The following is a 7,929-nucleotide window of genomic DNA, read 5'->3' on the forward strand; positions in this document are numbered from 1 at the left end:
CAGCCCGACCGGTGCCGGTATCGGCCCTTCGTTCTCTGTGTGCGCACAGCAGATGAAGTCGATTGCGCGTAACCGCGTCTCGCCACTTCCCGGGGGCTACAGCCAGCGGGACACGCCGCCGTGGTGGGAGCAGGTGCCGCTGCGGGTCTGGCTGTAGGAGTAGGTGCCGTCGCCACATTGCGCCGTCGCACCGGGTGGGGCCGCCGCGGCGGTGACGGGATCGTGCACGCAATTGCCACTCGCATTGCGGTAATAGCCACTGCCGCAGCCGGATTGGGTCGCGGTGGGCGGCTCGGCCGGTGCCGGTGGGGTGGTCGTCGTCGACGGTGTGGTCGGCTCCGGGGCGGGTTCGGTGGTGGCGGCCGGAGATTCGGCCGGTTGCGCCGCTGCCGGTTCGGTGGTGGTCGCCGGCGGTTCAGCGGACCGGCCGGCTTCTGTCTCTGCCGCAATGGCTTTCGGTGCGGCGACTACCGGGGGAGCGGTGCTGGGAGCGGCCTGCTCGACGGGTGTGGCCGGTGGCGGCGTGGTCGCCGGATCGGTCGCGATGGGTGGTGCCGCGACCGGAACGATGGTGGTGACGGGTAGGTCCGGCGCCGATGCCGGTTCCAGCGTTGCGGGCGCGGAAGTGGTGGTGGCCCGGGCCGATACGGTCGCGGGGATGGCTCGGCCGGGGGTGGTGTGCGGGGCGCAGCCGGTCAGGGTGATCGCACCGAGAAGGGCGGCGAGGAGGCTGGTGGTGACGCGCCTGCGAGATCGAAGGTGCACTGTCGCTCCAGGTCCGGGGTTGCGCGGGGTGCGCGTCCGATGTCGGGGGCATCGGGACCTGCCGAGGCGGCATTACCGGATGCGGCGTGGCGCGGCGTGGGAGTGCGGGCGTGTCGGTGGGGTGGCCGATCATGGTGGGGTGGAGCAGACGGCGGCCGCGGTGATGGCGGAGTTGGCGAAGGTGTCGGACCCCGCTGATGCGGTGCACTTGCAACGTTTCTTCAAGACGGGACCGGGGGAGTACGGCGCGGGGGACGTGTTCATCGGGGTGCGGGTACCGGCGACCCGGAAGGTCGCGAAAGGCTTTGCGGAGCTGGACCTTTCGGAGATCGACAAGTTGCTGGACAGTGCGGTGCACGAGCATCGGCTGGCGGGGCTGGTGATCCTGAACGCCCGGATGGCGAAGGCGCTCGGCAAGCGCGGCCCGGATCCGGAGTTGCAGCAGCGGATCGTCGATCGGTATCTGGCGGCGGTGCGGCGGGGCCGGGTCAACAACTGGGATCTGGTCGATGCCTCGGCCGAGTTCATCCTCGGCCCCTGGCTGCTCGAGCGCCCTCGCGAGCTGCTGTTCGAGCTGGCGGCGCGGGAGTCGCTGTGGGAGCGGCGGGTGGCCCTGCTGACCACGTTCGCTTTCATCAAGGCGGGCGACACCGGCACCACGCTCGAACTGTGCGAGCTGCTGTTGCCGGATCGGCGCGATCTGATCCAGAAGGCCGTCGGCTGGATGCTGCGCGAGATCGGCAAGCGGGTGGACCGGGCGCAGCTGACCGCGTTCCTGGACGTCCATGCCGCCGAGATGGGCCGGACCGCGCTCAGCTACGCGACCGAGCAGCTGACTGTCGAAGAGCGCACGCACTACCGCGCGAAGTGACCGATCCCGCAGTTATGCGGCAAATGCCTGGTCAATGCACGAATCGAGGCACCAAGCCCTGCTGACACGCCCGGAAACCCCATTTGTTCATCTCGTATTCAGTTTACGTTAACTTTCCGCAATCATTCTGTGATCAGCCCCAGTGGTCATGCGTCCGGCCCCGTGAGTTGTGGCGCGTATGAGCGGTGATCCCCGTCAGCCCCGGATCCCGTTCGCCCACAACCCAATTCACAACCCAGCAGCGTATCGGCGAGCATCGTGGGGTGCCCGCCGCGGGGTCCTGCGCTGCCGAAATGCGCTATGTCTCTGAGAAAACTGCTTGTTCTGCCGTCCTCGGCGTTGATCGCCGCCGCCATCGTCTGCACCACCGGCCAGGCCGCCGCGGAGCTGCCGGGTGTTCCGGTCGAGCTCCAGCAACCTGCCCAGCAGTTCCAGCAAACCGCCGGGCAGTGGCAGCAATCCCTGCCGAAGGGGCAGCAGGATCAGGTCCAGCAACTGGTGCAGCAGCTCCCGGCCCCGTATTCGGGCCTGCTGCCGCCGGTCTTCGGGAACGATCTCGACGGCTGGATTCGCAATGCCATCTACGTGATGAACCAGCGCGCCATTCCGGGCAGCTACGAAGGCATTTTCCGCAACATCATGCGGGAGTCCGGCGGTAACCCGCAGGCGATCAACCTCTACGACTCGAATGCCGCGGCGGGTATCCCGTCCAAGGGTCTACTCCAGGTGATCGACCCGACTTTCCAGGCGTACCACGTCGACGGAACCTCCTGGGACATCTACGATCCCGTAGCGAATATCGCCGCCGCGTGCAACTACGCGGCGCACCGCTACGGGTCGATCGACAACGTCTTCGGCGCTTACTAGAACTGAATCTTGAGGTGGTCGGTCACCGGCCGCGCCTGGCATCCGAGGATGTAGCCGTTGGCGATGTCCTCGGGATCCAGGATTTCGGCGTTCTCCATTTCGACGGTCCCTTCGAGCACGGTGCATGCGCACGAACCGCATTCACCCTCGAGGCAGGAGTAGGGAACGTCGAGCCCCTTGGAGAGCATGATGTCGACCAGCGTCTGACTACGCGGCCAGTTCATTTCGTGCGTCTGCCCGTCGAGTTCGACCTCGACGGTCGCCGCATCGGCCTCTTCCTCGGCGCTGATTTCCGCCGGGGCCACCTCGGCGAACGGATCGCCCGACAGCGAATTGAACACCTCGGCGTGAGTCCGATTGCGCGGCACGCCGTTCTGCGCCAGTGCGTCGTGCACCCGATCCATGAACGGCTTCGGCCCGCACATGAACGCTTCGTATTCGGTGTAGGGCGCGGTCAGCGTCGCCAGGGCGTCGGCGGTCGGCAGCCCCTGCAAATGCTCCAGCCAGTGGATGACGGCCAGCCGCTGCGGATGCTTGTCCGCGAGTTCCCGCAGTTCGGCGGCGAAGATGACATTGTCGTGATCGCGGTTGGCGTACACCACCACGATGCGGCCGTTGCCCCGCGCCAGTGCCGATTTCAGGATCGACATGACCGGCGTGACCCCGCTGCCAGCCGCGAAGAGCAACAGGTTCTCGTCCAGCTTCTTGGGTGTGAAAACCCCTGAGGGCGGCAGTACTTCGAGCTCGTCCCCGGCTTTGACGTTGTCGCACACCCAGTTCGAGGCGTACCCGTCGACGGTCCGCTTGATGGTGACCTTGGGCTTGTCGTCGGTGTGCGGCGAGCTCGCCAGCGAATAGCAGCGTGCCACCGATCCGGTCAGCTCGCTCGGAATCCGCAGCGTCAGGAATTGGCCGGGGGTGTATGCGAAGCGTTCGCGCAGTTCCTCGGGCACGTCGAATACCAGTGAACAGGCGTCGGCCGTCTCGTTGATGACCGCGGAGACCCGCAGCACGGCCGATCGTGAGCTCTGCGGTACGTCGACGGTGGTCATAGTGTCCTCTCGAACCCGGCGTGGCCGGTACGGCTTACCCAAACTAGAACGTGTTCTAGTTTCACTATACGTGGCTGTCTCGCTGCCGGACAAGCTGAGCCTCGAGTCCGGCGATCAGCACATCCATGGAGAAGTCGTAAGAGTATTTCCCACGCAGGTCCGCCATATGTTTGGTGGCCCGCTCCACCGCTTCGGGCAGCACCCGGTCGTGCAGCGCGGTGCGATCGCGCGGGTTCACCTTCGAGCGCCCGAACAGATAGGTGTGGATGGTCGCGTAGGACGCCAGCACATTGCGCTCGTCGAACCCGGCGTCGAAGAGTATCTCCATCACGGCCGCGATCAGATCCAGCTGTTTGCTCAGCAACTGCTCGATCAGCACGTCGCCGAGCCCCGGATGCTTGCGCAATTTCTCGTCGATCTGGTCGATGAGATCCCGCAGCCGCATTTGCCACGAGCCGAATTCCGGTGGGGGCTTGCGGACTCCGGTCAGGGCGGCGGTAGCGACCAGGTCGAGTAGCTCGCGCTTGTCGGCGACGTAGTAATAGGGGGCCATCGGCGAAACTCCGAGTTCGCGGGAGAGCCGGCGCATGGAGAGTTTCTCCACGCCGTCCTGACGAACCACTCGCAGCGCGGCTTCGACGATCTCGGATTCCGAGAGGGTGTTGCCGCCCCCGCTTGTCTGCATACGTCCGACTCCCATGCCACCTCGGCCACCGCGGGGCGGTTTTCCGTCCCTTGCCTGTTCACCTGCTGGATTTCCCACCGAAGTGTAGAGCGCCGCGCCCCGCGCCGGTCCCGCTGCGGGTGCGCTGCCGCGGATTACCGGACGATCCGGATAGCGGGCGGCGCGCCAATCATGATTGCCGCGTGTTGGCTGACCTAGCATTCCAGGAATGCGCCATGATCGCCTTCCCGATGGTTTCGGGGTGCGAATCGATCCCAGGGTGCGCACATACTCCGGTGGACGTTTCCTGGTCGGTGGTTCGCCGACGCGGTTGCTACGCCTCGCTCCGGAAGCTGCGGCCTTGATCGGTGACGGGTACCTCGAGGTGACCGACCCTACGTCGGCCAAGGTAGCCAGACGCCTGCTCGATTCCGGTGTGGCAAACCCGCGTCCGCGTCTGCTGCCCGCCGTGGAGGACGTCACCATCATCGTCCCGGTGTACAACGACACCCCCGGCCTGCATCGATTGCTCTCCGCGCTGCGCGGGCACACCGTGCTCGTGGTGGACGACGGCTCGGACAAACCGGTCAGCGTGCCGTCGGCGCGCGTGAATCGCTGCCGGGTGACGGTGCTGCGCCGCGACCACCGGCACGGCCCGGCGGCGGCCCGCAATTTCGGACTGCGGGCCGCGGCAACCGAATTCGTGGCCTTCCTGGACCCGGATGTGGTGCCGCGCATCGGCTGGCTGGAGGTGATGCTCGGCCATTTCAGCGATCCGAAGGTGGCGCTGGTGGCCCCGCGCATCCTGGCGATGGATCCGGATTCGACCATGCTCGCCCGCTATGAGCACACCCGCGGTTCGCTGCATCGCGGCCGGCGCGAGTCGGCGGTGCAGGCGCACGGCCCGGTGCCGTATGTGCCGAGCACCGCGCTGCTGGTGCGCCGCCAGGCGTTGCTCGGCGCGGGCGGTTTCGACGAATCCATGGGCGCGGGCGGGGATATCGATCTGTGCTGGCGATTGGACAGCGCCGGCTGGCGGCTGCGCTACGAGCCGGCGGCCCGGGTCGCTCACAGCAACCCGGTCTCGTTGCGGAAATGGTTCGCGCACAAGGTGACCCACGGCACCGGCGTCGCGCCGCTCGGCCGGCGGCACGCCGGGATGGCGGCCCCGCTGTCGATGCCGATCTGGACCGCGGTGACCGCGCTGCTCTTCGGCACCCTCACCCGCTGGGGTGCGCTGGGTGGTCTGATCACCCTGGTGGCGACCCTGTTCCGGCTGCGCCGCGTCTTCGCCGAACTGGACAATCCGACCCGGGTCTCCGCCATATATATGGCACGCGGCTTCTCCGGCGGCGTCTGGCGGCTGGCTTCGGCGCTGTGCCGCCACTATTGGCCGGTGACCCTGCTGGGGGTGCTGTGCTCGCGCCGCATTCGCCAGCTGGCTATCACCATGGCGGTGGCGGACGGCTTGGCCGACTGGTTCATTCACCGCGAACAGGGCGGCCTGGATCCGGCCCGGTATCTGCTCTGCAAACGCTTGGACGATGTCGCCTACGGCTCGGGCCTGTGGTGGGGAGCGGCTCGGCTGCGGAGTTTCGCCTCGCTGCGACCGACCTTGCCGCCCAATTGAATCCGCACGTCGGGCACCTTGTCCAAGGCGTGGCCGGAGTAGTTGTGCAGGCGGCACGAGCAGTCAACTGAATCGCTTCTGTTTAAGAAATTGCTGCGTAGCTCACATTTCGTGGGGTTCCCGTCGAGGTGTGACCTGCGGGACAAACGTTCGGCTTCCGCCAATCCGGGGTACCCCCACCGGTACCCTTTGGGGCGGAAAGAAAGGCAAATGGTCAGCAATCTCGCAGGTGGGGGGCACCCGCAGCAAAACGGCGTGGAACCGGGCTCGCAGCTCGGCGCGCTGGAGGCCTATGCCGCTCAAGCCCACGGGTATTTGAGTGTCGGCGGCGAGCAATTGGGACAGCTCGCAGGTTTGCTGCGCCCGATGGTGCTCGAATCGTGGCTGCGCACCCTACGCGGCGGGGTCGATCCCCTGGATGACGGAGACGGTCGCGGACTGCGCGGCGCGGATCTGGAGCGTTATCGCGACGCGCATCCGATCGCGGCGGTGATGCCGTTGGTCGACAAGTTGCTGCTGCGCGATGCCACCAGCACCGGTCTCATCGTCGTCGTCGCCGACCAATTCGGTCGGGTGCTCTCGGTGCACGGCACCGCGGACCGCGTGCAAGCCGCGTCCGATGCCGGGCTGCGCGAGGGCAACGACCTGAGTGAGCGCCGCGTCGGCACCAATGCCGTCGGCCTGGTGGTGCGCACCGGCCGGGCTGCCTGGATCCACGGCCCCGAACACTTCCTGCATCGCATGCACCAGATCACGGGAGCCGCTGCGCCCGTTCACGATCCGGACGGCCGCCTGGTGGGCGTGCTGATGATCGCGGGCGGCGTGCGGGTGGCGCGCCCGGAGATCCTGGCGCTGGTCAAGGCGGCCGCCACCGCGGCGGAGATGGATCTGCTGCTGGCGGCGGTCCGCTCGGGCCAGGATCGGCGTTCCGGCGTCGACGCGCCCGCGCCGGAGCGGCTCGGGCTGGAGGTGCTGGGCCTGGGGCAGCCGCAGCTGACGGTGGCGGGGGAGCGAGTTCCCTTGTCGCAGCGGCACGCCGAGATCCTGCTGCTGCTGGCCGAGCATCCGGAGGGCCTGTCCGCCGATCACCTGGCGCTGCTGCTCGACGACGCCGATCTGGACAACGCCACCATTCGCGCCGCCATGTCCCGGCTCCGGTCGGTGGTGGGCCCGAATGTGTTCGGCTCGCGCCCTTACCGCTTGCGGGTGCCGATCGCCACCGATGTGGAGGCTTTGCGCGCCGCCCTGGATTCCGGTGATGTCGATACCGCCGTGCGCCTGTATTCGGGTCCGGTCCTGCCGCGTTCGAATGCGCCGGGAGTTATAGACATAAGAGATGAATTGCGCGTGCGCCTGCGGACCGCGGTGCTGCGTTCCAGTGACGCTTCGGTATTGAGCCGGTGGACGGCCGGTGCGGAAGGGCGCGACGACGCGGCCGCGTGGGCGGTCTATCGCGCCACCGTTGACCGGGACTCACCCTTGTATGCGCAGATCGAAGCGAAGATTCGCGTGCTCGATCGCCGCCTCGGCGCCGATGCAACGCAGATGCAACGTTTCGACTCATAGTCTGCGCATCAGAAAGTGCGGTCGGTCACACCGCCGCCCTGTCATGTGGTCACACCCACATTTCTCCCGCGTCGGGCGCGCTCCTCTCAACCAACTAGACGCTCGTCCAACTTTTTTTAGGGAAAAAGTTCCGTTTTATTCACCGACCGCCTAGTCTTCGCAATGCATGGACGGCATCCCTGTGATGCAGGCAACACCGGCACGATTTCGGGCCCCGGCCGGGGATCGCGCCGCAGCGGTGAAGTTGGAGGAATTCGGAGCAGCACAACTCGGATGCGGATGGCCCGGAGGCACCCGCATCGCGGTCGGCGCAAGCGAGGGCCCGGCCGGTTTCGCGCACTAGTTTGATCAGCCGCGCGTACGTCTCGGAGGACGTCGCGCATTCGTCGAATCACCCAGGGGCAGTGCGGTTTACCGCGGCCTGGGTGCCGGTCCGCCCGGCACCTCAGGTCTATTTCGTGCTCCCTGAAAACGCTGGGCCACACAGTATTTCGTGAGAGCAAGGGAGGCTCTG

General features: G+C 66.9%; 7 protein-coding genes. 4 read left to right on the forward strand and 3 right to left on the reverse strand.

Translation table 11 applies throughout. The features are described 5' to 3' along the window. Nucleotides 1-96: 96 nt before the first annotated feature. Nucleotides 97-765 (reverse strand): DUF3761 domain-containing protein, encoded by a 669-nt coding sequence (locus NI1_RS39150; protein WP_067816144.1) that lies wholly within the window; start codon nt 763-765, stop codon nt 97-99. A 163-nt stretch (nt 766-928) separates the two neighbouring features. Between NI1_RS39150 and NI1_RS07750 the strand changes: the two genes are divergently transcribed. Together NI1_RS07750 and NI1_RS38775 are read left to right on the forward strand one after the other, a co-directional pair. Next, the gene (locus NI1_RS07750; RefSeq protein ID WP_157535055.1) at nt 929-1,636 is read left to right on the forward strand and encodes a DNA alkylation repair protein; all 708 of its coding nucleotides are present in this window, start codon (nt 929-931) and stop codon (nt 1,634-1,636) included. Nucleotides 1,637-1,936: 300 nt separating this feature from the next. Next, nucleotides 1,937-2,503: a transglycosylase SLT domain-containing protein gene (locus NI1_RS38775; RefSeq protein ID WP_218026712.1), complete on the forward strand. Its 567-nt coding sequence runs from the start codon at nt 1,937-1,939 to the stop codon at nt 2,501-2,503. Here NI1_RS38775 and NI1_RS07760 read toward each other — a convergent pair. Both NI1_RS07760 and mftR2 read right to left on the reverse strand, forming a co-directional pair. Beyond that, nucleotides 2,500-3,555 carry a ferredoxin--NADP reductase gene (locus tag NI1_RS07760; protein WP_067816150.1) on the reverse strand — a complete coding sequence of 352 codons (1,056 nt, stop codon included), beginning with the start codon at nt 3,553-3,555 and terminating at the stop codon, nt 2,500-2,502. The genes NI1_RS38775 and NI1_RS07760 overlap by 4 nt on opposite strands. Nucleotides 3,556-3,619: 64 nt before the next feature. Continuing rightward, a complete protein-coding gene (mftR2, locus tag NI1_RS07765; RefSeq protein WP_084522778.1) occupies nt 3,620-4,240 on the reverse strand; it encodes a mycofactocin system transcriptional regulator MftR2 in 621 nt (206 codons plus the stop codon). A 208-nt stretch (nt 4,241-4,448) separates the two neighbouring features. On the opposite strand from mftR2, the gene mftF reads away from it, so the two are divergent. Both mftF and NI1_RS07775 read left to right on the forward strand, forming a co-directional pair. Then, a complete protein-coding gene (mftF, locus tag NI1_RS07770; protein WP_067816153.1) occupies nt 4,449-5,849 on the forward strand; it encodes a mycofactocin biosynthesis glycosyltransferase MftF in 1,401 nt (466 codons plus the stop codon). Between the two features lie 210 nt (nt 5,850-6,059). Beyond that, entirely contained in the window at nt 6,060-7,415 is a 1,356-nt protein-coding gene (locus tag NI1_RS07775; protein ID WP_067816156.1) for a GAF domain-containing protein, read from the forward strand. The last annotated feature ends 514 nt before the right edge of the window (nt 7,416-7,929 follow it).

Source organism: Nocardia inohanensis NBRC 100128 (assembly GCF_001612945.1).
Classification (GTDB): Bacteria; Actinomycetota; Actinomycetes; order Mycobacteriales; family Mycobacteriaceae; genus Nocardia; species Nocardia inohanensis.

Coding starts and splice junctions, on each gene's coding strand:
- NI1_RS07775 (WP_067816156.1), top strand. CDS start 6,060: ATGGTCAGCAATCTCGCAGGTGGGGGGCACCCGCAGCAAAACGGCGTG.
- mftF (WP_067816153.1), top strand. CDS start 4,449: ATGCGCCATGATCGCCTTCCCGATGGTTTCGGGGTGCGAATCGATCCC.
- NI1_RS07750 (WP_157535055.1), top strand. CDS start 929: ATGGCGGAGTTGGCGAAGGTGTCGGACCCCGCTGATGCGGTGCACTTG.
- mftR2 (WP_084522778.1), bottom strand. CDS start 4,240: ATGCAGACAAGCGGGGGCGGCAACACCCTCTCGGAATCCGAGATCGTC.
- NI1_RS38775 (WP_218026712.1), top strand. CDS start 1,937: ATGTCTCTGAGAAAACTGCTTGTTCTGCCGTCCTCGGCGTTGATCGCC.
- NI1_RS07760 (WP_067816150.1), bottom strand. CDS start 3,555: ATGACCACCGTCGACGTACCGCAGAGCTCACGATCGGCCGTGCTGCGG.